Genomic DNA, 22,683 nt, shown 5'->3' with positions numbered 1-22,683 from the left:
TGACAGTCATCAGGGGCCTGATAGCGTTTATGATTGCACGACTAAGGTAGGCTTTCCATAGCCTTGATGCAGCGTTGGCGAAATCGAGGGTATCGGCCTTCGAATCTTCGATTCCATCGAGGCTATTTACTTAGGTCAATGCTCTGAACTTCATCAATAGCTATTGATTCTTGATCAATACATTCAGAAAATTCATCCATATTTATTTTGTCCCGATCAATAGTGATTGATACCGCTCCGGTTACAATAACTTCAAACTCATCCTCCGCTTCAAAGTAGTGATCATTATGATCCGTTACCGAAGGCCCATCATCCATACAATAGTAATCAGCCTTATATATGTAATAAATAGCACTGACCATTGTTTTCAAACTAAATGGAAATCCAAACTGACCATTTCCATAATATGCCAACTCAGTAAAATCAAACTCTATCTCATCTGCACTATCGTACCCATAAATGGTTGCTTCATTATTATCATCTGGTATAGAAGGGTCACTAATCTTCCTGCCTACTATTGCTTCGCCCACATCACTGGATATTCTTGTGGAAATATCACTGCATTCATCTTCATAGGCTTGGAGAGCGAGTTTAATTTCTTCTATATTGCCAAGTAAATCAATGTCTTTAAGTTCATTTTGAATTATTTCTGATTCAATGAAATCCGATAAATCTTTATATACGGTAACAGATTTTCTTTCAGAGAAGGCGTCTCTTACTTTCTTGTCACCAGCAACTAAATGTATGTCACCATTTTCAAGACATAATTTGTTAATGGCTTGTACGACAAAGCTGTCTGGTATGTCGTCACGAATTTTGGGTGCCTTGAATGGAGGGAAACCATGAAAATATGCTTCAAGAGCAGTATGGGCCTGATCTAAGCATAAAGGATATCGGTTTGCATCTATGCTTTCAGCCCAGTCCGCAAGCTGTTTCTCGGCGTCTAATAGAATATTTTCCGATTCAGCTTCAAGTTGAGCTTTTAATAAATTTATTATCTCTAGCACTTCTGGCGACAACTGTTTTCTTGATAGACAAGATAGACCGGATTGCGCTTTTTCTAAGTCTTTTGAGTAGATTTCGCGTTGTTGAGTTTGGAACTCGCGCTCAACCACATATGGTATATGCAGTTTGAGCCACCCAGCGTTTGCTAATTTTTCAATAGCTTGGAAATTTAGATTATTCCTGCTCGGATTACTTCTGTATATATTGGTATCCAACACTACATGAATCAAAACAATATCTCCAAAGTGCTTAACCTTACCCTTGGCTGGGCCTCATTTGTAAACACCGACCAAACAGCACGCGCGCTAATTCTTATCACGCCAGTCTCTATTGTAAAGAAGATCGTTGTGACTCAGCTTCAAGACCGTAAATTTCTTGATTAACCCTTCTGTTTGAAGGCCAAATTTCTTTGCCTCATCAAAAGATAAGAAAATTTGCTTTGACTTTGTGGAGGCCATAATTCTGAGTATTTTTTGTATAGCGGCTATTTCAATGTTCTTGTAGACCACCGAGTCATGAATAACGAAAGGTAAGCGGGTTAAAGATAGCATAGCCCTATCAAAGCCAATCAATCCAGCATAGGACTTTCCTGTTCCTGTATCACCTGGGGAAGTGAAGCTATAAGAACTTGAGCTTTTAATTCTTAACTCTGAGCTGTTTCTAGTCGGGCCGTAAACAACCTTGTTAAATCCCTTTAGCTTCAAATTAAGTCTCCCTTCAATATCAAGAAATATTTGAGAAAAAATATCATCCAGTCGACTACCTGAAATTTTTATAGCTTCCTCAATCTGTGCCTTTTTCTCAAAAAATTTATTTTCTTCACTTGCCTTATCGGTGATCTCCTTCAATTCAAATACTCGCTTAAACAAGTCATCGGGCATTCCTTTTGATTTTAATGCTGTTTGGATTTGTTGCTCTAAGGACATAATCTCGTTCGTAAGAGTAGATTCTTTCAATTGAGCTGTTGCAAGTTCGTCCTTGAGTTCCTTCTTAACGATACGCCCAATATTCTGATGAAAGGCCTCTACTTGCTCTAGTCTATCTACGTTTACGGAGGGAAAGAACTCAGTTACAAGTTTAATGTTTTCTGCAACTCGTGGCGTTATACCGGAAAGTTCCCTTTGCAATCTTTTTACTTTGCTCTGAAGCTCGCTTCTAAACTTTATAAGCTCGTTCTTTCGCTGATTCAAACTTTGTAAGTTTTTATCAAACAGAGCCTCATAAGCATTAAGTGTTCCACTAAAACCCTGTTTGAGTTGCTCAATTTGTACAGCGTTTTCTGCAATAATATTTTTGTTGGCTTTGTACTTGGTTTTATTTATATTTGGGATAATATTCTCAGTCATTGAGCCAGATATTAACTTCTTACGCTCTCTATACTTATCAATTACCTTCTTCTCAGCTGCAATTTCCCCTCTACGCTCAAAGAGATCAATCAATCGGCTAATTGCAGTTCCAGAAGGCTCTTTAAGGGCGGATATGAATGGTTGGTCAGGTTCCAAACATCCTTTCTTCCATATTCGAGCGAAAGGGCTAACAATAGAGCGAAAAGAACTTTCAAGTTTTGCTAATCCATAAAGTTCTTTAAGTGTTCTGCAATAATCCTCAACAGATACTTCATCATGCCTGACATAGCTTTCGTTACAGACGTAAACCAAATCTGAGGGATCGGTCGAGCGCGAGAAGTAATACGATTTTCCTGAAAACTCGAAGGAAAAATTATAGTGGTGATGACCAAGTGCATTAATAGCTCCAGCTTCATCTTTAAGGAAGCTACTTCCTCCGTATATGAAGTCTATAACCATCAAAGCCGTAGACTTTCCAATTGAATTCTTTGCATCATCATCACCTAATATGATGTTGAGTCCTTGGTGAAAGGTAATGCTGGAATGATTAAAAAAAGGGCAGTGAATTTCTTTAAGCATACTCAACTAAGCCAGTCTTATTATTTATATTCAGTAAACCCAGAACATACAAAACATCAAGAGCATGAATAAATTCGGAAACATCGTAGAAAGAATCCTTGGTTCTAATATATACATCAAGAACTGTTTCGACTTCATTTTTATCTGCCAGAATGCACTTCATCTTGAAAATAGTAGATTCTTCAAGCCTTGTAAATTTACTCGGTACCAGCATCAAAAACCTCACAATTCTGGACAAAAAAAGAAGTCAATACCTTTGCGGCCAAAATGGGTTTGTTGGATTTTGAGCTGATCCATTGAGCAACATAATTGAATACAAAATCTTTGTTTTCTGGATTTTGCTTATTCATAGCAAGATAGTATGAGTTGATTTGATTCTGAAGAATTCTTACTGATGCTTGGTCTTGCTGTTCTAGGATACGGATATGATCCCGTATTCGCACATAGAAACTAATTGCATACATCTTGATTTCACTTTTTTGCAGTGGGCTCATACCTGTCCTTAGTTTTTTGTCGACTGTTGAAACATCGAAATTAGTTGAGCTAAGTGACGTTTCATCAAAATCAAACGAGGCAATTGCATCTAATATTTCGTAGACTTCCTCTTGAATTGTATGCTGCGATGCCGTTTGCTTTGCCCTCGCTTCACTCAAATATCCATCCTTAATTTTCCTAAGTTTTATAAGCTCATCAAGCTTGAAATCTTTGTCATATTTGGTATGGCATGTTGGACATAATGCAATAACGTTCTCAAGAGCATTTATATCAATAGGAGTCGGATACCCGATAAGAGCAGTAGCTTGAGACGGCGTAGGATTCAATGGATAGATGTGGGCAACTTCATAGCCCTTATTTGGTTTTGTTGAACCCTGTTTTTTAAAAAGAATTGGCAGTGTGCAGAGAGGACAGCATCCGCCAGTTTCCCCGTAAAGAATGCTATGCTCGTTGTCACTGTATCCATCTCTCTTTTTTGCTGCCATATTAAAGACCTTTGACTTTATTTAAACTCACTGCTGCCATATTTTAGGGCCGTAGGCTGGGTGGAGTGGCAGCGATACCCCGCTTTAATGATTTCTAGCTGGGTTTCGTTATCATTTAACCCAGCCTACTTCTACAAACGCAGGTTTAGCTTATTATCCCTTGGCGGTCATTCTAAAGCTCAAACGACTGTCTCTCTTGGGACGGTTTAAGACGCTCAAGCTTCATCAATCTTGCCAGCAAGTGAAGTGAAGTTTAAAAATAGATCAAACGTCGAAAAATTCTTCGTCCACTTTCCGGATGTGAATCGTATCTTCAATCCTGCAACCGACGTTATACCGGATCATCAGTTTTGCAAGTTGAAGGTTGTCGATTAGCACAATTCTTTTGCTCAGGAATTCCGCTGTTTCCTTGGCGGACAGTGAAAACGTCGAGGTCGTCACAAAAAGTCCCTTTGTAGCCTTATGCCGGTCCAGACTGCCGAAGAAATCTCGAATTGCACCTGCTCCAACCGAGTTGCCTTCGGCATAGCGCTTGGCTTGAATATAAACACGGTCGAGACCGAGTGCATCTTGGTCGATGACGCCATCTACACCATTATCACCGCTCTGGCCAAGCGCTTTTCCGGCTTCGGCCTCGGTGCCACCATAGCCCATACTTAACAACAGAGTAACGATCAGTCGTTCGAAGAAATCCGGCGGGGCTTTACGAATTCGGTCCAATAAGTCTTGAGCAAGTGAAGCTTCGATCTTGCGGTATGCTTCCCGCATAATCTCATCGGGGGTTTGTTTTTGGTCGTCAAAACTGACACTCTCGCCTGAATTACCGGTTTCCGTTGAATTGGTTTTTTCCCTGAATTGATTGAATTCCTCATATTGGGACAAGAATTGATTATCAATCTGTGGCGGGTTTGATTGTAATGCCTCGCGGCCGCGCGGCGTGATCTTGAAATGGCCGCGACGGGTAATTTCAACAAGTCCAGCTTTGTTCAAATAGGTCTTGGCCCAATGGACACGATTGCTGAAAAGCGTCTGTTTTCCTGACGGCAAAAGCTCAGTTCGTTCGTCTTGGGTTAGATCCAGTTTATTGGCCAATTCATCAACAGCCTGCCCGATCCGGATTTCGCCGTTGGCGGAAATTTTAAGAACTGGGAGCATAAGGGATTGGTAATCAGGGATAGCCATGTCAAACCGCCTGTATAGTCATAGGTCCTTCCGGTTGCTTTGTGGGGATTTGGTTTTATTAAAATTCATTTAACTGTTTTGAAGTCTAAAACGGTTACCAACCCTTGCTCAGCAAACTAACAATATCCCTACGTGATAAAACTTTCTCGCAACGCTCCCAAAGATTGGCATTGGGATCAACGGTCGCGCTGTACTTTAATTCAAACGCATTTTTGGCGTCATCCCGCTCATGGATGTATTGCTCCATACGCTTTTTTAATTCTTCCTCGCTGGCTATCCAATCATCTTCAATCGTATCGGGTAAGCTGCCAAAAATATCGTAAGTATCTTTCAGTCGCTCGGACAGCACTTTATAGACCTTTTCATCCTGGGTTTCGCTATAAACCAAATTCAGCATATCAACGCCTTTTCTGGCTTGTCCAAAGCGCTTGATTCGGCCAAGCCGTTGTTCTAGCTTCGACGGATTCCAAGGTAAATCGACATTGATTAACGTACCGAGTGCTTGCAGATTTAATCCCTCACAGGCTGCATCCGTTGCGACGACTAATCTAATTTCCCGGTTTCTCACGGCTGTCTTGATGGTTTCCCGTTCAACCGCGTTAAATTGGTTATTTAAGATTAATCCGCTTTTCCCTTGTCCAGCATAGACTGCCACAATTTCATTGTTTAACGATTTCGCCAATTCCCTGGCCATCCATTCAGCCGTGTCGTAATACTGACTAAAGATGATACATCCATGCTCAAGCCACGTTTTACCATCGGTTCTAAACTCGGTTAAAAACCATTTGACCGTTTGCAACTTGGAATCCACCGCTTCGGGCCTGGACAATTGGCTTTCGATTTCCCGTAAGCAGTCCACTTCATTGGGTGACATGTTGGATAGCAAGGTCTCAACGGTTTCAGCGTTATCCTCGTCTTCGTTGGCAACCGTATGTTGCAACATTCTTTGTGCCGTCTTCTTACCGGACTCAAAACTTGAACAAATACGTTGCAGCATCAACGATTTCATGAACCCACCTGCTTTGGTTCGCGCATTTAACAGCTTGCTGAACTTTTCCGCACTCTCGTAGGCGACTTGGAACGGATGATTGGTCGGGATGCCCAGCTCAATAAACCGGGATTGATATAAACTGCTTTTGCCGGGTAATGGATGAGCACTAACACTCACTTTTTCCATCAACCCCATATCTTCAAGCTGTTTTCGTTTTCTTAAAACGGTGTGCCTTAATACCGGATTGCAGGCATTGAAAAATGAAGCATCCAGACATTCCGACAACCACATGCTCTGTACAAAATAATCCAGGTTGTCAAAGTTATGTGAACAATGAAAATCATCATTCGCCATCCCTAAATTATCCCGGATGTTCTGAACGGTAGGGTTTTCACCTGACGGCGGCAAAGGGTTGCGCAATAACGCCCAAGCCTCTCTTTCATCAATTGGCCGACTTTTTCCAGTCACCAAAGCAGTCGCCATTTCGGTGTTGTGCCACAATGACAAGGAATCGCCTAAAACGAATTCAGCACCACTATTCAGAATTTTCAGTAATTCCCACAGTTCGTCCACATGGGTCTGTATCGGTGTTGCGGTGCCCAAGATCAGATGCCGGGTTCGATGCCCCATTTCGCGCATAAAACGCAGCAGATTATTCGGTTGGTTCGCGTTCTCGCCCAAACCACCTTTGACTCTAGCTTTATGCGCCTCATCCAAAATCACGCAGCCATAGCGGTTTTTCAACAGCAAACCGGCTTCCTTGACGAACTCACCATTGTCACACTGATGCATGATCAAACCCGTCGAGAGTATGCCGATTTTATTAGGGCATTTTTTGATTGATGAGGCTTCTCCGGGCGGAGACAACATTTGGCCTTCATTGCCAAGCCAAACCTTTTTTTGCGATGACCAAACGGCGCTTGGAATCCCCAACTTATCTTGCATTTCTATTTGCCATTGCATCGTCAGGGTTGACGGTGACAAAATCAGCACCGGTCCATCATCCATTAACGCACTAACTAATGCGCTGGCGGCCATGGAAAGCGTCTTGCCGACACCGACCTCATCGGCCAACAACAATCGGGCTTTGCCGTAGATTTCCCGATGTTGTAAAAACAAGGTGACAAAAGAACGCTGCCACGGCTGTAATTGTTCACCAGCCCGATAAATGGGCGCTTCCGCCAGTGCCGCTGCGGGTATATCAGCGGGTTTTAGCGCATCGATAGTTACTTCTTGCCGGTGCGCGACCCGATGAACTTCCGCGATGACCACTTCGGGAAGTGGAATGCCTTCTTGCCATAACGCCCAAAATTCTTCTTCTACCCAATCGGCGCTATCGCTATCTTCATCTTGCCAAACCAATTCATAATTTTTGGCAAACGCGCTTTTAGAATCATTGACCGAACCGATAAAGGCTTTGCGCGTACCATCCGGGTAATGAATCGATCCCGCTTTGCCATGCAGAAATAAGCGCTCTTTGGGCACGACCCGAATTTCGACATTGCCCTTTCTGAGCAACGCATCCAGGATTTGATAGCGATCTTTGTTTAACAAGGCTTCGGAGGCCACATCCACATCGTTCCAACGCTCCTTGATGGCAATGTCTCGATGGGTTGCCACCTTAAAATCGACCCAATTCAATTCGGAATTACAGATGATTTTGACTTCAGGTATCTCGGCAATTTCTTCGCCAATCAACTCAAAGATAGAACTACGAAAATATCCCGCAATGCGGAAATATTTGCTGGCGCCTGTCAGGGCTTTGGCTAGAAACTCGCTATCCAGCGCGTGGGTTCTTGATGAAAATCGGCTCAAAGTCATGTCAACGTCCTTGCTCTGTTATCAAGCAATCGTATGGGTTAATCAAATTACACCCTTTGATTACGAATCGCTTCCGCCAAAATACGTGCCGCGCTGGCTTCTTGGTCAGGTTTAAAAGTCTTGCCGGGTTTTAGCGTTCCGCGTTTTTCTGCCAGGTAATCGGCCATTTTGGCTAATAGTTTTTTGTTCGCTAAATAATTCGGACAGTTTTCCATCAAGTGTAACAACACATCCTCCACTTCAACGTCTTTTTGAATTTCAAACAAGGCATACAGCAAAGCCCGCATCGGCGTGTTAGCCATTTCCGCGTTACCCGACATCAAATGACCTTTCATTTCCGCGCCTAACTTTAACCGTGCCGAATTGGCTTTCGATGAATCGCTCATCAGTTGGTCGAAATGATGCACTTTGAAGGCCTTGGCAAAATTTTGGTAATTATCCAAAGTCTTCAAATTCTGATGCTCCATCTCCGCCATTTTCAGGTAAAACCGTTCCACTGCCGTCATTTTTTGCCATTCGCCTTTGTCAAAACCGACCGGTACCAAAAATTGCACGGCGGTTTGCACGGCAAAATCGATCAATTCATCGACAAAGGTTTTGATTCCTTTCCGGCGCGGCTGCTCGGATTCGACCACCATATCCTTGCCGTCGATCACCGAATACGCGGTCAGCACTTTGAGCGCTGCCGCATAGCCTGCCATTTGCAGATCGGCATCGGTATACAGTCCTTCGGGATGATGGGCGCGAACCGACTGATCCAGGCCAATCAAGGATTCGACTTGCTGTTTCACTGCGTCTTCAATTTCCCAGCCTAAATCATCCCGAAAGGTCTCCAAATGCTGATGACGCTTGCGCAGAATCAAGATAATCGTGCCTTTGACATTCGCGCCCTGGCGTAAAGCCGAGTCGGTTTCGGTGACCACATACCAGGCGGCAGTCACTTGTAGACCACTCGCCCAGATAATAGTGGTCATGTCCGACCAAATCGCGCCGCTTTGATGGGTGAACATCAATACCTGAAGACCATGATCCGGCATGTGCTGCGCCATGTTCCGATACGCGGCAATCATGCCTTGCCGAAAGCCTTCGTCTTCGCCTTTGATGGCTAACGAGCGGCGGCTGTCCCAGGTCCAATGAGCAAACTCAGCGGGCGGATTTTTACGCAGCCAGGCAATGAAGAACTCGGTGATTTCTTCGTATTTGACGGCATCGCCGTATGGCGGGTCCGTTATATAAATATCATTTTCTATATTAAGATGTTGTGCCGAATGACATTTTACAGACTTTTTTGAATAAGTAGGCAACGTCGAGGAATTGGCTTTCGTCAAAAGCAAGTTCGAGATAGAACCAGTTGACCTTACTGGATAGTTATACAAGGTATTTAGAGCTTGATTATCAAATGTTGCTGCTGAGCCACCACCACCACCAGCTTGTGGGCGCCATCGTGTAAGTTTAGACATGTGATTTAACGCTTGGAAAAAATTATATTTTCCCGTTGCATCAGATAGCTCATTAACTAATTTGTGAAAAAGCAACTGCCGCGCATTAAACAAATGATGCCAATGCGTCCAGCCTCTTGTTCGGATAGGCTCATCCGTTTTATCGCCCGCTTCAATCACACTATCCGGTATAAAACCCTGTTCTTGCCAATCGGCTAACTGTTTGGCGACATAATCGATGACGATGCGTTCCCGTTTCAGGTCATCTTCGGATACCGCCCGGAATTGATATTCAAATTGCTTGCTGTTCGGTTTCGGTCTCATCCATTGCACGCAATATAAGCGTTCCTGAAAAATATCATCAGGGCGCGGCATAAAATCGGATTTTTCCCAGGGTCTTAGCCGGTTTTTATTGTCTTTGCCTTCTTTGTAATCGCCGCGAATCGTATTGATACTGACGCGATAAACCGTTTCGCCGTCCGGGGAATGAATCACCGTGCCGTCTTGAATGGTTCCCAGTTTAGCGGCTTCCACTTCTTTGTCCGTTGCAACATAAACCACATCAATGTCATAACGCTTTTCCGCCGGAATGGGTTTCAGTTTGGCGATAACTTGATAACTTTGGCCGATAATAAAAGTCGGTAATAACGGCACTGTCCAGCCGCTTTCAGGACAAATCACTTCGATGCAATACAGAAAGACTTTTGCCCGCCAGCCTTGACCATCGGTTTCAATCCCTAATTTATCGATTTCCTGTTGCACTTTTTCCGCTAGTTCTTTTTGCGCTTTGTCGATGTTACGGCGTTGTTCAGGGCTTGCGCCGACGATATTAAAAGCCCCCCAGGTCAGCATACAGGCGATGGGATTTAGATCAGAGGCATAGACATCGCACCCCAAACGCGCCGCTTCAAACGGAATTTGGCCACTGCCGCAGAATACATCCGCCACTTTAGGCCGATGCCCAAAGCGTGCGATGCCGATTTGTTCAATAAATTCGGGAAAGGAAAAGGCATTCGTTCCGTAAAACGCATTGATTCGAGGCCAGATGTGCCGATGCACTTCATCGATCAATTCTTCAGGGCGTTTGGCAATAGAGACATTGCTACGGTAGGCGTTATAGGGCAAGGCTTGCGCTTCCCAGTGCAGTTTTTGCTGTTCCGAAATAGTCGTGCGCCAGCTTAACTTAGGCGCCACCGTTTGCTTTTTATTGTTCCGCATCACTTCACACGGAAAGTCGTTGACATCAAACGGGGTTATATCGGGCACATCGGCGTGTTCCGGCGTGACTTCAAACCAGTCGGCAACGATTAAACCCGAAACGCACTGGGCAATCGCATTGGGTTTAATGCGGCCTTGGCGTATCGCCAAAGATTGACTATCCATGCCCATCAGCAATTCAAACATTTCCAAGTCTTGCAGACTATCCTCGGTGGTCGGCAATAACGCGCCTAAGATACAGGCTTTGTTGAGAATCAGCGGCTTGCGGCCTTTCCAAAATGCACCCAGCGAAACGAGATGTTGACCATGACTTGCCATCCGTTCTTTATAACTTTCAACCGATAATTTTTGTACCGGGAACAGGTGTTCGATCAGCGCGGGGCGGTCTTGCCATTCCAAAGGTTTAAGCATTTGTATCCATCCAGTGTGTTTCGTTTGCCAATTCCAAAACAGTCGAAATCAATTGTTTGCTTAAATAAATATCCGATTGATCGAGCTGACGTAATAGCGGCGCGATTTGGTCGATTAAACCTCGTTGCTTGGCGACGAGTAACACGCCTAAAGAGCCGATTGTTTCAATTTGATTCAGTGTTGCGATGTTGCGTCCACGTCGGTCATCAATCAATAATTTGTCTGCGCTGATTTGTTTATACAAAATCATGGCTTCCGTTTCACCCGCGTCAGCAAAGCCATCTAAAAAGACGTAATTTTGCATATCCACTTTGCGAATTTTGTCTTTTAAATACGTTGTGAGTTGGCTTGCTTGCTTTTTATTGGGTTGAGTGGCTTCGTTATAAACGCCTTCCGGCACAACAACCTGGCCAAAAATTTGATCTAAAAGCGCTAAACGGTCACAGATTGATAGGGCAATTAGAGCGGAACAATCGGCAACTAAAATCATAATGCATTCATACCCGCTAATTCGCCGAGTAACTCTTCTTTTGACACGTTGATAACAGGCACTTCATTTTTTTTGCATTCAGCCAGGAAATCGTAAATATCCAGTGCGGCTAATTCTGCGGCCTTGGATAGTGTCACTTTTGCATTCTTAAATAGCCATAAGGCGTAACTGAGCCGCATATCATGTTCTATTTCATTGATCGGTTGTAAGACGACAAAATCATTAGGGAGGTTTATAGCAATTTGCATGTGTTAGTCCTTAAGTTTGATGTAACTGTTGATCATATCGCGTTCCCAACGTCTTCGTTGGGAACGCATACCTTAGAAGCTCTGCTTCTTGTGTTTTTTCTTATGATTAACAAAACCAATTTTCAATTAACAAATCGGAAAAGTTTGCAAAATCATCGACATTGCGTGTGACTAAAATTAAATTATTTGTTTTCGCAACGGCTGCAATTTGCGCATCGACAAAAGGAGGGGTTTTTCCTTGTTGCTGAAGATGAGCGGCTGTTTGACCGTGCCATTTAGCGGCTTTTTCGGTATAGGGCAAAATAGGAAACTTGATCAAAACGGATTCAATATAATCGGTTGTTTTTAATCGTTTTTTAGAATCGGGCAATAACTCAGCGCCGCGCACCAATTCATAAAATACCATTGCCGCAATTGCGATTTGTGCATGATAACGTTTTATATTTTCAATGACTTGCTGATTGGGCGTCGCTTTTAATGGTTCTGAAATAGTGTTGGTATCTAGCAAATAGATCAAACTCATAGCCGAAAATCTCTATCCGCATTTGTTTTTCTGTTTTCTTCAAAAGTTTGTGTATCCACATCAATATCTTCGGTTTGATATTTATTTAAAAATTCTGTTAAAGCCATCCCTGTATTATCCTTTGGCTCTGAAAATTCATAAATAATCGCTACTTTAGCTTTACCCGCTGGGATGTCATCAGGCAACGATAAATTAAGTTGGTGATTTTTTGGAATTTCAGTCTCTATTTCATAGTAGGCTTGCATGGTTATTTCCTCGATAATCGGGTTTAAAGTCACTGTTAATCATATCTCGTTCCCAACGTCTGCGTTGGGAACGCATACCTTAGAAGCTCTGCTTCTTGTGTTTTTTCTTATGATTAACAAAACCAATTTTCAATTAACAAATCGGAAAAATTTTCAAAATCATCGACACGCTTAAATCTCGCCTTTCTCTACGAAATCGAGTAGTGATGAAGTTTCCGGCTCATCTTTTGCTTTTTTGAGTACGGGTTTCATTTTACGTTGTATTTTAATGCCTTCACCGTCCGATAAGGCGCAGTAAATCGCTTTGCGCCAACCCCTATCGGTTTGATTTGCTAAACCGGCTTCGGACGCAGTCTTTGTGTAGAACCACCAGCGTTCTTCCGGTCGTAACGCTTGCCATTTTTGGCAAATAATCGAACACTCATCTAGGCCGGCATGTTCCGCCGCCCAAGCCAACACACACAGTTCACGTCCTAAAAAACGATCCAGTTTCACTTTACCTACTGACCAGGTACCGGTATTCAGTTTTTTTGCCTTGAGGCGGGTATTAAAATCGCGCCGGGCTTCGTCGCGTATCTTGTTCCACAGTTTTCGCGCTAAATGAACCCGGCATTGCGTGGTCTCGCGCTGTGTCGCATCGCCATCGAAACCATAGTCTTCAAACACACTCACGGCTTCATTCGGGCTCGCGGGGATTGTGACATAGAAACAATGCTTGCCGAACTCAGCAGGCGCACCGAAATCCACGGTTTGACTCATTATTGAATCACCTCGTCGTTGTTGAGTTCTATCCCTAAATTTTTGGCAAATTGCTCAAGGTCGTAGCCGGTTTCCGTATGGACTTTTTTGAAACTCATGACGATAGGTGATTCAGGTGGCACCAGGCTTTGCAAATGCGCTAAGGTTTTTTCAATAAAGTCGGCATCGATTTTTATCTCCCCTAAGGACAAATTAATTGACTTCGGTCCGGAACCGATCATCAACATCACTTGCTCGAATGTGATGTTTTTTTCTTTCGCCATTTTTAAACCGTCATAGGTTTTGGCGGAATTGTTCAATTTTTTCGGCGTTGTACTGGCGAGTGATGCCGGTTTGGTTTTATCAATAATCAATTCGTCCGAGCCGACCGGGGGAAAGCGGAAGGTAGCTTTGGTCTCCACGCCGTCGCATTCGGCGAACACGTAGACCGCAGCTTCCGTATCGCTAATTTCGAAAGGACCGGTGTAATCCAGGCCATTTCTGGCTTCCGAGCCGTCTAAGGTATATTTTAGAGCTCCCTTGGGCGATACGAACAATTCAACAGTCCGCGCCTTATCGTTAAGATAGTTACGAATCGTCAGTTTGTTCTCCCACGTCGTGGGATTGCCGGTTTGATTTTTACCCGTGGGATCAATGGCTAAAAATTGAACCCGCAAGGCTTGCGTGACTAAAATATTATCCGTCAGGACCGGGCTGTTCTCTGAAACAGCGCCATCTTCTTGGTAATAGATTTTCGGACTGTTTCCGGCATTGACCGTTTCGATTTTTAAGCGCACCTCCCCCTTATCACTCTGACTGCCTTCTTCGGTGAAAATGACCTCGGTCACTTTGGGTTTCGGTTTTTTGGTGATGTAGCCATTACCTAAGTCTTCCCAAATGCCACGCTGGCAGGCTTCGACAATCAATAAATCAAAGCCTTTGGGCGGCAGCCATGGCATTTGGGTTTTTTGTCTGAGGCGGTCTAATAAATCGACTTTGCGGACCTCGTCTTGCGAGCCGAATAGCAGTTGTTCCGCTCTCGCCTTGAGTGCATCGAAATTATCTGTGATGTTGGTGTAGAGTTTGATCGGATCACTGGTCAGTGTTTTGATAACCTGTTCTTCGCCGTTATAGGGTTGGCTTGTTGAATAGGTGCTATCCAAGGCCTTGGGTCGCAGCATGTCTTTGCTTTGAGTGTTACCCGGGAATAACAATTTATCAAAGACCGTCAAAATCGTCGTTTCAAAGTCTTGCTCATACTGGATTTTTTTATCTTCCAGCTCTTTCCGCTGTGGATGAGAGTCATGCAATTCCGGTTTGGCCTTTTCCACGGCGTAAACGTGTCGCGCCGCTTTTTCTATACTGGCTATCGACGATTTATCGCCGGTCAAAACCAAGAGATTATTTTTGTGGGTTAACCCTTCAAAAAACCGGCCGATGACTTCCGGTGGCGTTTTACCGTCCGGGCTGATGATTAGCAGAACGCGACCGTTTTTCAGCGCGGCTTCGGCTTCATCCATCTCCGGCAAAGGCAATACTTTCTCATAGGCCTCTTTCGATTTTGCCTTATACATTTCTTCGAGGTGATGCTTGATTAATTCATCGACTTTGTTTTGCGGCGCTTTTTCGGCGTAGCTTTGCAGTTTTTTGGTTAGATTTTCCTGATGATCGAAATAACTGCGTCCTTCCTGGGTTTGGTGGAGATACCAGGCGGATTTATGCAGCTCTTCGAAGGCGGCACGAAAATCACTGGCTTGATGATTCGGATCAATCAGGCATTCCAGCATTTCGCTTTCCGATAAGCCCTTAACCGAATTAACCGCTGTCGATAAACTAGAGGTCAGTAGTAGTGTTCCGACCTGCTTGGCGTAGTGGTTGCCGTTATGGATGTCGATGATTTGCGCGTGGGCGCTATCGGATGAATTCCATAAGTCTTTGGCAATCACATCGCGCATTTCCGAAATATCCGCCAGTTTTTCTCTGACTTCCGGGATGGATAAATCGAAATGTTGAACGCCTATGAGATAGATATCGTCTTTACTTTCCCAAACGGATTTCAGTAAGCGGGACACCAACTCCATTAAGCCGCGTGTTTGCTTGAATTTTTCGTTTTCTTTAAAGAGCGCGACAATACTTTTAAAGCTGGGATGGAAGGGATAGGTATCCTCAATTTCGGACGCAATCGCCTCGGCGCTCCGCTCTACCGTTTTTGCCTTAGCCGCTTCGGCCAAGCGTGCGGCATACACCGCCGAGATGTCGGCGATTTCACTTTTATCGGGTAGTGAAACAAACAACCGTTTTCTGAGAATGTCATAGATTTCATTCGATTCGAGGTTGACGGGCGTAATGGCGACTTCAGCGCGTCCCAATTCTTGGGTGGCATCATCCAGGGCTTTTTGGATGAGCTTGCCTCCCGTGTCATAAGCGGCCTCTAAATCCGATACGACGATACAGACATTTTTCTTTTTTTGAGCAGCCGTGAGCATGTTGGAAAAAGCGCGGGTAATGACATCGGCGACTGTGCCATGGCCTAATACTTGGGTGCTGTAATAGTGGAAATACGGCGGCATTTCATCCAATAAAATCAGAATTGGATCATCGCCTTCGAACAGCTCAACCCAAGCCTGTTCATCAGGCGCTTTAGCGCCGGATTCCCAATATTCACGAAATAATTTTTCTTGGCCGAGTTGCCGGGCAATCTCGCCCCAAAGGTAGGTGTGCGGATTGTTTCGACCATTGAACGCAGCGATACGCGCTTGATTGAAGTCCGCTTGATAGGGCACATGCCCAATCAATTTCTTTCTCAGCTCGGCCTCTTTTGCTAATAAACCAAAACCCACCATCAAGTGGGTTTTACCGCCGCCCATTGCTTGTTTCAGATGAAACACGGTGTCATTGGATTTTCCGGCTAACCGCGCAATTCCTTTGCTCAGCAAGGTTGTCATGCCATCGGTGATAAAAGTTTTCGCAAAGTATCCTTGACCGTCAGTATCGTTAATAATCTGATCGAGCTGCTCTATCTGATCGCCAACGTTGACATCCAGAGCTTTCGGTTGAAGCGTACAGGCATTGCGGAGGGTCTTCATGACGATGTCCTTGTTGTTTTAGTCAATTCTCTAAATGTGTTAAGTGGCTAAATTAGCTATGTTTTTTCTTCGAACTTGGTGAAAATGCTTGTGGCTAACAAACTTATCCAAATATTTAAAGCCTATCAGACCATACTCTTCGGCCATGAAACACCGCCAAAACCTGAATCTGTTGACCTTGCACTCGATACGGCAAAATGTATTGGGTCCCGGTCAAAACCAACTCGCGCGTTCCTTTAACCCTGCCGGCACGACCTTACTGTGGTTGATCGATCAATACGCCGACACGCGCTTTGATCTCTGCCAAAAGAGTACGGGCGGCATTGGGGTTTCCGGTGGCGATGTATTCGAAAATATCCCGTAAATCCTGACGGGCGGGTTCGGTCCAGACGATCCTCACGCTTTGCCTTGGGCTTTCCGTTCAATCAGCTCTTCCATTTCGCGCATAACATCATCGTGTTCGACGACTTCGCCGCGATCTGCGGCGGCAATGCCTTGGTTGATCTTCTCAATTTGCCAGGCGTGATGCTGGAGATATTCCTTCAACGCCTGATTGACGATGTAATTGCGTGACCGGTCCAGCGATTCGGCGATGTTGTCGAGTTGACACAGGATATCTTGTTCGGTTCTGACGGTGAATGCTTCTGTGGAGGCCATAATAGTAATTCGGTTCAGTTCGATTCGGTTGTAATCTTAGTCCATACCTTATATATGTACCATCAGACTCTCGATGAGAACCCGATAACCCTTTTTCTTCTTAGCATCAAAAACTTTCCCAGCGGCTTCCAATGCTTCCGGTTCGGTATCGAACCAATCCTTCCGCACGGTTCCGGGCGATCCTACCCGGCCCCATTCCCGGACCAACGACCAATCGCCGTCTAAGCCGGGCGATACAAACATCTGATAGAACCGGTGCATGTTTTGGTCGGGATCGTGGCGTTCCAGGTAGATGCAGTTCATGACTCGTATTGATTTAGTTCAGACTACCCCATTTACGGTAGCGCTGATGACACCGTAACATTGCGCTTTGTGCCCTTCTCGGTTATCGCATAATCGACAACCACCCGATTATCGTTGGGGTATAACTCATCTTTGCGTTGAATCAACCCGCTCAACAGATGAAAGTAAACAACTGAATCTGGAGGATTCTCGGGGTTTGGATTGCTCATATACTCATTTAGATCATCTTCAAATTTATTTTGAGTTGAAGGCATGTTATTGAGTGTGTCCGATAACATATCATGTCGCTTTTCCTTCGGTTGAAGCGCGATATTCCAAGCCACCGCCGCCGCTGCCATCAGATTTTTGTATCCCTGCAAAGGCAAATCGTGATCGTAAGGCTTGCAAAGATTAATCAAGGCTTCGGACAATTTAACCCCACCGTATTGCTGAAGCGTGGCTGCTTGTTGTCGTTTTAAGTGTTTTTTACGGCTCGCTTTGCCCATCGTTATTTCCTAAATATCCGCCACCAGCTTACTGAGCCGCTCCTGTCCCGCATGCGTGTAAATCTGCGTCGTCGCAATACTTTCATGGACTAGCAAGGCATGAATATCCAACAGTTGAGTTACATAAGTATACCGGAGCTTATGTTGCGAAAACTTATTTTTAATACAGGTTTTTTAGGTTATCTGCTTCGATAGAACTGAGGGGGTATGTTGTGTAATCGGTCACAATTGCTTGGCTTTTTTATGACGATAAATTCATCACGGCACTTGTCCTCTTTTGATTAATCCAGAGTCCGGCCAAAAGAACGGCAATGGTACTTGCCGTTCTTTATTGCGTAAACACTTTCTTCCGAGAAAAAATCCCTAATGGTATGGAGTGTGCACACTCCATAGATTGCATTAATGAATGATTAACAACATTGATGTCCGTATTAATTTTTTGGAGCTCCAAACTATGTTCGATAACCACAATAATAACTCGGCACAAGATAAATTTGCCCACCTTAAAGCGATTGCCGCCGGTGAAGTGTCGACAGAACAGCCCATTCCCTGGCAGCATGAAGTCAATAACCCACTCATCGGCACAATCAAAGGCTTTGGTGAATTTCATCATGACCGATACGGTCCACAGAAAACGGTAATCGTGGAACGAGAAAACGGAGAGGTCGTGTCGGCTTTTATGAATACCTACATATCAAATGGCATGGAAAGGTCAAATGCGCAACCTGGCGATTTGGTGCTTATTCAATTGATAGGTAAAGGCAAAAGCCAAGATGGCAATCAGTACAATCAATTTCAGTTGTATGTAGAAAAAGCTAGCAATTAAGCGACACAACACCAGGCACTGGCTTTAGGCCGGTGCCTGGTGAATGCCTTATTGATTGCTGGCTATCGGTCGCTGTGTGTTTTTTTGAAGCCTATTTTATTACCGTGATTTTTACGTACCCATCCATTCTCAAGAAGTGCAATATACAAAACATAGCGACTACGGAACGCGTCAATTACTGCGTAATTCAGAAGAACTTCTGGTCAATAACTCGGTCCTGTGTTCAGAATATGTGTATTTTTTAATTTCTGGATTAATAGAAAATTATTTCAGGTTCTTTGATTGAGTTTCCAACTGGCGGCATACCTGCAGGTTCAGGGCAACGAATTCCTCCCAACTGTACAGGGAAGCATAGTGTTGCACATATTGCCGATCGACCCGACAAATGTCCGGGCGTTTATCATAGATGGTACACTGTCTACTGTCAGCACTGTAATGTCGACATATGCCATCACCTCGATCTAAGAACCGCGTTTCATCGGCCAAGTAAACATGCTGGCAGCATAGGCCACATTGAGTGCACGGGAATGTTGGGATTACTTGGTTAGTGAGGCTAGCCATTTTCGAGTGCTTTCAGTATTGCCCATTTCATAGGGCAGTTCGATGCCCCGTTTCGCGACTTCCTCTTTCAACAGCATGCCGCGCTGAATTTCATCGTTGCAGGCAGCCAATTCAAAAGAAAACCTCTCTAATTCATCTGCATCAAGGTTGAATTCAAGACGGCTCAATTCGATTAGATAACGATCTAGTTCCGCATTGATCGCTTGGAATTTCTTCACTGTATCGGCATGGGGCATGATGGATTCAACAAACGTCCATAGCTTTTGGGCCACACTGCTGTACAGCAGAAAATAATTCATCCCTAGCGTGACTATACCTGTTACCAGCGCGCCTAGGAAGGCAGCCAGCTCACTACCAAACGGAAAGCTGCACAAGGGTAGCATTTGTACATAAACTATCGATCCCACCACTGTGGACACTGCGACTGATAACACAGAAACTACGGCCTTGCAGAGATCAACAAAGGAAAGTTGATCTGGGTTGAAGATTATCAGCTTAATAGCCTTGACCAAATGTCCCCATATCTCCCGAATGATCTTGATACCCGCTTTCTGAGTGGTAGCAAAAATATTGAACAGCGTAGTGGTGGCACTGCCCAAAACCCCCGCAAAAGCTCCGTCCTTGAAGCTAATCAAGAAATCCTTAAAGCGAGCCTGAACTCGCCGCCATATACCTTGCAGTGTCTCTTTGACGCCTTCGATAAATTTTCCGAAATCAAAATTTTTTTTATTCTTTTCAAAGATCGCGGGGATCTGTTGACGCAGCTCAAACCAAACTTCGGCCAGCACCATACCAAGCATTTGCCGAGTACCCATCTTCAGTCCGGCTAAACTTGATGCTTTCGCTGTTTGTTTTAGGAATTTGCTGCTGGTGTAGTATTCAAAATTAATCTGCTGGTTATAGGGAGACCTGGCTGCCGCGTCTCTTTTTCGCATTTCATCTGGGTCAATGGACTCTAGCTGTTTGATAGTTTCATTATTCTTTCGGATTTTATCTTCCAGTTCACGAGCCTTTTGTTGCTGCTTGGGCGTATCGCGCTTCATACTGGTGAGAAGTTGTTGGTCTTTGGCCTGTGTTTCTTTACGCGCATTAAGAATGCCGGGCAGTTTGTTTAGATAATCGTCGATAGGTGTTGAGTTTTTAGATTTGTTGATGGTTGCATGAGTCGATTGTAGATTACTGCTTTGATTGGCCAATTCCACGCCATCCAGTTCAGCCAAAACTCGACCTGCGTCGCCATGGATTTCCTTGGCGCTGATCACGTGGTCGAGGTTGCGCTCATCATGTTTGCTCTCCATGGTACGGCCGCGATAGGAGTCGTGGAGTTTGCCTTGTCCTTGTAGTTTTTTGTCTTCCTTACCAGTATCTATATAATTTTTGTGCTCGTGATAAGCAGCTGCGACATCTTTGTCATAACCCTCTTGCTGCTCATAACGTTGCTTTTCCTGATCCGTGGACCAAACGCCTTTACGAACGTTGTGGACGGTATCAACATCGCCACCCTCTTTGTCTTTGAACAAAAGAAAATCCAATCCAAAACTGGTGGTAAGGCTGTTGACCACCGTTTTTTCAAGTTCTTCAGCCCAGGGGTATTTTATTGCTTCCGCTTGCATGAGGATATCCACAAAAAACGAGAGATTAAAAGGGGGGAATGAATCTCCCCCTTATGAAAATTAGGCGGTTTCAATTGCTTCAGCTTTAGATTCAGCCAAATTCAGGGCTTTATCTAATTCAGCAGCATTTAATATCATGGAGCCATCTGGATCCTTCTCCATTACGGGAATCCCTTCCTTGTCCTTCTTAATCTGATCATTGACCTTTTTGATTTTAAAGATAGGTGTCGTGATTACATTAACCAGAATAGATGCTAAGGCATAGCCATTTTCAATGACTCGAAAGATTGCATCATCGAACTTGGCCAATTCGGCATCCATGTCACCATTATGGCTCTTGACGTCTTGCAAGATGCCGTCGATCTCTTTAAGGCTCTTGAAGTATTGATTGAATTGGACATATATTGATGACAAGGTATGCTTGATTTTGCTTGCATACTCACCTGTTCTAATAAGCTGGTCGATGGCTCTTCCCAATTTCTCAACAGCCGCGTCTACTTCGCCATCTACCTTTCGTGCATTTCTGAGAGCCTCATCTCCATGGCTATTATAAGCCCATCCCGCAATCGCCAATACCGGTGCAGCCACCGCAGCACCTAGAATGGCCGTGCCACCAGCCATGCCCAAGCCTCCTGTGGCCAGTGAGCCACCGCCAATGGCCGCCAAGGTGGCGTTGGTAGCGGCTACGCCTGCGAGAGATGAAATAGCTGTGCCTGTGGAAGCAGCACCCAAGGCCATAACGCCGCCATAGACGGCAAACCCAGCGGCAGCACCTGTTACACCTGCCCCAGCTACGGTGCCAAGCACGCCGGTTGCCGTGTAGCTGTAGCTTTCGATTTTTTGCAGTTCGTGTTTTGGAACGTTGATCTCCAGCTTATTCTGGAGCCCTGTGTTTAATTGTTGGAGTAGCCTGTCAGCTACGATCTTGAACTCGCCAAGGTTTTTTCCAATGTCAAGCTCCTTTTCACCCAGTTTTTCAAGAGCAAGGGATGTGTCTTTCTCCTGATCGTCAAAAACGGTTTTCTTTTGGTCATAGCCATGTTGGGCACGCTTGATTATGTTGTCTGCTTCCGAGTGCTTTTGATACCCGTCATATCCTTTTATGGCTCCGTATGCGGCAGTTGCGAGGGACGCAGCGCCTAAAATTATTGGAAGTGGCATAGTTTATTCTCCATTTAGATGATGTTTTTACACATCGGTGAATTGAATGTATCATTAAGAATGATTTTCTCTGTGATCCTTTTCTACTTTTCAACTAATGGCAGTTTTTTTAGGCCGCAATTGCAATTCAATTCACATTTTGGGTCTTTTCCAGGTTAAATGTGTCCGATTTAAGCAATAGATATGCCATTGATGCAGGCTTTAGTTTGAGCGTTCTATCATTCGGGAGCGGTCCAAGGCCGGCTTGGAGGCCACGACAGCCCGAGGCAAAAAAGGCGGACGGCCGATCAAAAAGGACATTCAAGTGGCCAAGGCGATTTTGGCAGATCCGGTATCACCGTTGAGGAAGTGGCTGTGCGTTTGAAGGTGGCGCCGTCGACGCTGTACTTGCATTTGCTTGGGGGGATGTGTAGAGTTTAATTTTACAGCGGGGGCGCTGGGTTTGAATGTTAAACAAATTTAGCCTCCTGCGAACCATTGAAAAGCCTTAGCGTACTATTTCTTTCCGAATTCTGTGGTTACGCCTAATTGGTTTTTTCTGAAATACGTATCATAAGGGACGCTAACTCGCTATTCGTTCTACTGCGCCTTATACCTCAATCTCGCCAATGTATTTTTACAGTCTAGCCGGATAAGTACTCTAGAAGCGCTATCTACTGAAATCAAGGGTTCTGTGTTGATTCAGTTGTTGAAGAAGGAAGTGAGCAAGTATGGCAAATTTTTAATAAAATGAATCTCGTTTTCTAAAAGAAAACTAATAAAATCATATAAATAC

General features: G+C 44.5%; 20 protein-coding genes and 1 pseudogene. 1 reads left to right on the top strand and 20 read right to left on the bottom strand.

Features of this window, described 5'->3' with window-relative positions; all coding sequences use genetic code 11:
* Positions 1–122: 122 nt before the first annotated feature.
* The 17 genes and pseudogenes from EQU24_RS16515 to EQU24_RS16435 all read right to left on the bottom strand — a co-directional run bounded on the left by EQU24_RS16515 (position 123) and on the right by EQU24_RS16435 (position 17,747).
* Positions 123–1,223 (bottom strand): PIN domain-containing protein, encoded by a 1,101-nt coding sequence (locus tag EQU24_RS16515; protein WP_175421699.1) that lies wholly within the window; start codon positions 1,221–1,223, stop codon positions 123–125.
* 87 nt (positions 1,224–1,310) lie between these two features.
* Positions 1,311–2,930 carry a DUF2326 domain-containing protein gene (locus EQU24_RS16510; RefSeq protein WP_017842522.1) on the bottom strand — a complete coding sequence of 540 codons (1,620 nt, stop codon included), beginning with the start codon at positions 2,928–2,930 and terminating at the stop codon, positions 1,311–1,313.
* Positions 2,923–3,093 carry an ABC-three component system middle component 7 gene (locus EQU24_RS23475; protein WP_425272093.1) on the bottom strand — a complete coding sequence of 57 codons (171 nt, stop codon included), beginning with the start codon at positions 3,091–3,093 and terminating at the stop codon, positions 2,923–2,925. Before EQU24_RS23475 ends, EQU24_RS16510 begins: the two co-directional genes overlap by 8 nt.
* Before the next feature lie 34 nt (positions 3,094–3,127).
* Positions 3,128–3,910, bottom strand: a complete 783-nt coding sequence (locus EQU24_RS16500; RefSeq protein ID WP_017842524.1) for an ABC-three component system protein — start codon at positions 3,908–3,910, stop codon at positions 3,128–3,130.
* 264 nt (positions 3,911–4,174) lie between these two features.
* On the bottom strand, positions 4,175–5,092 hold the full coding sequence (locus EQU24_RS16495) for a restriction endonuclease (protein WP_026130370.1): 918 nt from the start codon (positions 5,090–5,092) through the stop codon (positions 4,175–4,177).
* Between the two features lie 94 nt (positions 5,093–5,186).
* Positions 5,187–7,904, bottom strand: coding sequence for a phospholipase D-like domain-containing anti-phage protein (locus EQU24_RS16490; RefSeq protein ID WP_017842526.1), 2,718 nt, complete (start codon positions 7,902–7,904; stop codon positions 5,187–5,189).
* A 47-nt stretch (positions 7,905–7,951) separates the two neighbouring features.
* Positions 7,952–10,972 (bottom strand): anti-phage-associated DUF1156 domain-containing protein, encoded by a 3,021-nt coding sequence (locus EQU24_RS16485; RefSeq protein WP_017842527.1) that lies wholly within the window; start codon positions 10,970–10,972, stop codon positions 7,952–7,954.
* Positions 10,965–11,462 (bottom strand): PIN domain-containing protein, encoded by a 498-nt coding sequence (locus EQU24_RS16480; protein WP_017842528.1) that lies wholly within the window; start codon positions 11,460–11,462, stop codon positions 10,965–10,967. Before EQU24_RS16480 ends, EQU24_RS16485 begins: the two co-directional genes overlap by 8 nt.
* Positions 11,459–11,710, bottom strand: coding sequence for a UPF0175 family protein (locus EQU24_RS16475; RefSeq protein WP_017842529.1), 252 nt, complete (start codon positions 11,708–11,710; stop codon positions 11,459–11,461). The genes EQU24_RS16480 and EQU24_RS16475 overlap by 4 nt, the downstream gene beginning before the upstream one ends.
* A gap of 106 nt (positions 11,711–11,816) precedes the next feature.
* Positions 11,817–12,233, bottom strand: a complete 417-nt coding sequence (locus EQU24_RS16470; protein WP_017842530.1) for a type II toxin-antitoxin system VapC family toxin — start codon at positions 12,231–12,233, stop codon at positions 11,817–11,819.
* Positions 12,230–12,478, bottom strand: a complete 249-nt coding sequence (locus EQU24_RS16465; RefSeq protein WP_017842531.1) for a hypothetical protein — start codon at positions 12,476–12,478, stop codon at positions 12,230–12,232. Before EQU24_RS16465 ends, EQU24_RS16470 begins: the two co-directional genes overlap by 4 nt.
* A gap of 171 nt (positions 12,479–12,649) precedes the next feature.
* The gene (locus tag EQU24_RS16460; protein WP_017842533.1) at positions 12,650–13,237 is read right to left on the bottom strand and encodes an anti-phage-associated DUF3780 domain-containing protein; all 588 of its coding nucleotides are present in this window, start codon (positions 13,235–13,237) and stop codon (positions 12,650–12,652) included.
* Positions 13,237–16,302: an anti-phage-associated DUF499 domain-containing protein gene (locus EQU24_RS16455; RefSeq protein WP_017842534.1), complete on the bottom strand. Its 3,066-nt coding sequence runs from the start codon at positions 16,300–16,302 to the stop codon at positions 13,237–13,239. Before EQU24_RS16455 ends, EQU24_RS16460 begins: the two co-directional genes overlap by 1 nt.
* A 115-nt stretch (positions 16,303–16,417) precedes the next feature.
* Positions 16,418–16,702: pseudogene (locus EQU24_RS23390) on the bottom strand (type II toxin-antitoxin system RelE/ParE family toxin).
* Positions 16,699–16,959, bottom strand: a complete 261-nt coding sequence (locus EQU24_RS16445) for a CopG family ribbon-helix-helix protein (protein ID WP_017842537.1) — start codon at positions 16,957–16,959, stop codon at positions 16,699–16,701. Before EQU24_RS16445 ends, EQU24_RS23390 begins: the two are co-directional and overlap by 4 nt.
* A 48-nt stretch (positions 16,960–17,007) precedes the next feature.
* Positions 17,008–17,262, bottom strand: coding sequence for a WGR domain-containing protein (locus EQU24_RS16440; RefSeq protein WP_017842538.1), 255 nt, complete (start codon positions 17,260–17,262; stop codon positions 17,008–17,010).
* A 32-nt stretch (positions 17,263–17,294) separates the two neighbouring features.
* The gene (locus EQU24_RS16435; RefSeq protein WP_017842539.1) at positions 17,295–17,747 is read right to left on the bottom strand and encodes a hypothetical protein; all 453 of its coding nucleotides are present in this window, start codon (positions 17,745–17,747) and stop codon (positions 17,295–17,297) included.
* 406 nt (positions 17,748–18,153) lie between these two features.
* On the opposite strand from EQU24_RS16435, the gene EQU24_RS16430 reads away from it, so the two are divergent.
* Entirely contained in the window at positions 18,154–18,573 is a 420-nt protein-coding gene (locus tag EQU24_RS16430) for a hypothetical protein (RefSeq protein WP_017842540.1), read from the top strand.
* 264 nt (positions 18,574–18,837) lie between these two features.
* Here the strand turns inward: EQU24_RS16430 and EQU24_RS23470 are convergent, their stop codons facing one another.
* The 3 genes from EQU24_RS23470 to EQU24_RS16415 are packed head-to-tail and all read right to left on the bottom strand — an operon-like array spanning position 18,838 to position 21,908.
* On the bottom strand, positions 18,838–19,134 hold the full coding sequence (locus tag EQU24_RS23470) for a YkgJ family cysteine cluster protein (RefSeq protein ID WP_083877809.1): 297 nt from the start codon (positions 19,132–19,134) through the stop codon (positions 18,838–18,840).
* Complete coding sequence (locus EQU24_RS16420; protein WP_017842541.1) at positions 19,110–20,747, bottom strand: hypothetical protein; 1,638 nt, start codon at positions 20,745–20,747, stop codon at positions 19,110–19,112. The genes EQU24_RS23470 and EQU24_RS16420 overlap by 25 nt, the downstream gene beginning before the upstream one ends.
* Before the next feature lie 60 nt (positions 20,748–20,807).
* Positions 20,808–21,908 carry a hypothetical protein gene (locus tag EQU24_RS16415; RefSeq protein WP_017842542.1) on the bottom strand — a complete coding sequence of 367 codons (1,101 nt, stop codon included), beginning with the start codon at positions 21,906–21,908 and terminating at the stop codon, positions 20,808–20,810.
* Between the last annotated feature and the right edge of the window lie 775 nt (positions 21,909–22,683).

The sequence above is a fragment of the Methylotuvimicrobium buryatense genome (assembly GCF_005931095.1).
Taxonomy (GTDB): Bacteria; Pseudomonadota; Gammaproteobacteria; order Methylococcales; family Methylomonadaceae; genus Methylotuvimicrobium; species Methylotuvimicrobium buryatense.
The sequence above is the reverse complement of the archived record's forward strand: the minus strand, read 5'-3'. Positions and strand labels throughout refer to the sequence as shown.